Origin of the sequence: Butyricicoccus sp., assembly GCF_050872565.1 — a bacterium.
Classification (GTDB): domain Bacteria; phylum Bacillota; class Clostridia; order Oscillospirales; family Butyricicoccaceae; genus Butyricicoccus_A.
Window position 1 is genome coordinate 1 of the sequence record NZ_JBNMHC010000372.1, and the last position, 2085, is coordinate 2085.

The window sequence follows — 2085 nt, forward strand, 5'->3', positions numbered from 1 at the left end:
AAGAAAACAACAAAGTTTTTTAGAAAGTGGTGTCTCCGATGGGCAGATAACAAACTGTTCCAATCCAATCGGAATGTCTACTCCGATGGAAAACAAACGATTTCCTATTCCTTAGAAAGTAGTGAATCCAATGGGTTAGTTCCACATGTTCTCGTTCACGGCAACGATGTTCGGTAAGCAAAACTGCTGAAAAAAACATCTTCCTTTCCAACCGACTGACAAAAACGCCATGAGAAAGAGGTGAGTCCAATGGCAGTAGATGAACAGTTTTTGGAGCAGCAGGACTCGCAGCAGACTGGTTGAGTGCTCGTTCTCCCAGCCTCCGGCGTATTGCCTTCCAGAAGCAGCAATCCCACACAGAGCTTACGTTTCTATCTCTATGAAAATCCCATGTGAGCGCAGAAAACCATCAGAACGATGCGAGCATATCAATTTATTCCTTGTATCTTCTGTTTCTTCGTAAAATCTTCAGATTATCGCATGAGAGCAATTTTCGTTTTGATTGATCTGATTCTGTATCATGTATCCCATATCCCGTTGGGTGCCTGTGTTGCAATCGCAAAAGCAGGGTATCCCCCTTCCGGATTTTCTCTTGATTCCTTTCACTTGTCCAAAAGGCAAACCGGGTTAACGCACGGACCGCAGTTCCGGAATTCTTTTGACCCTTGTGTCGCAAACGCAAATGAACCGCGAATCTCTTCTTTTTACATGATCCACTTTTAGCTTTGTAGGAGGATACATCAGTATTCTGATACGAGATATTTTTCCAGATATACCGGCGGAAAGGTATCAAAAGATATTTCATCCATTTGAAATGATTGTTTCGATCAGATTGACTTTTGTTATTCTGCTGTGATCCTGTGTTCCATATGAATCACCAGATGATTTTTACATAAAGAAGATATATTTCGTAAGAGTTACGGCTTCGTATTGACGGAGCCGTTGTTTTTTGCCCAAAAACAGATCTTTCGTATTTTTTCAAAATAGACAGTATGCTCTCTGGTGGAAATCTGGTATAATAATAGTACTGAAATGCTTCTCAGCAAAGGAGGCTATTTTATGAAAGCAAAAACGAAAACATCTGTTTTGCGCGATTTGATTCTTCAGTCCACGCAAACCGTGTGCACACCGGATGAAATCATCCGTGCACTGAATAAAAGCGGCACACACGCCAAGCACGCGGAAATCGTTCGTGTGCTTGCCCAGCTCGTAGACGAGGGCTATCTGATGCGTGCCCGCAGCAATCGGTACGGCAGACCGGAAGCCTTCGGCTGTGCTGCCGGTACATTTTGCGCCACTGGACGCGGTTATGCGTTTGTCCGGCCGGAAAATGGAGACGGACCGGATATTTTTATCCCGCCGCACAAGGATTTACATGCTTGGCACGGCGACCGCGTCCTCATCCGCATTCGTCAGGAACAGCCGCCGCGCAGACGCGGCAAACAGGGCAAGCCTGCACAAAAAACACGGCAGGAAGGCGAAGTGCTTCGCATCCTCAATGAGACCCGCGATGAAATCACCGGCCGCATTGTCATGCGCGGAAAAATGACCGTCTTTCATGATGACAGCGGCAAGCTGCCGGAAATCGTTGTCAGCAAAAAGCATCTGATGGATGCGCATCCCGGCGACCGTGTCGCACTGAAGGTTTTGTTCCGCGGCAACGAAAAATATCTCCCCCAGGGCACCGTCATGAAAATTTTCGGCTCTGGTCTGACTGTGAAATCCTCCGCCGATGCGATTCTGTACGAGCATGATATTTCTGTCCCGTTCCCGCAGGATGTATTGGACGAAACCAATGCGCTGCCGATATTCGTTCGTGAAGAGGATTGGGCTGGCCGTTTGGATTTGCGCAGTAAAATGCTGTTTACCATTGACGGCGATACCGCCAAGGACTTTGACGATGCCGTTTCTCTCGAAACGCTCCCCAACGGACATTACCGTCTTGGCGTACACATTGCCGATGTCTCGTATTACGTCAAGCCCGGCTCTCCGCTGGATCAAGAGGCATACAAGCGCGGCACCTCGGTATATTATGCCGACCAGGTTGTGCCGATGCTGCCGCTGCCGCTTTCTAACGGCATCTGC

Annotated in this window: 1 protein-coding gene; it reads left to right on the top strand. The window is 47.8% G+C overall.

Annotation, left to right across the window (positions count from 1 at the left end; genetic code table 11):
- Positions 1-1059 precede the first annotated feature (1059 nt).
- Positions 1060-2085 (top strand): RNB domain-containing ribonuclease (locus tag ACR0P9_RS11500; protein WP_432620281.1); only part of this gene is annotated, 1026 nt, incomplete at its 3' end.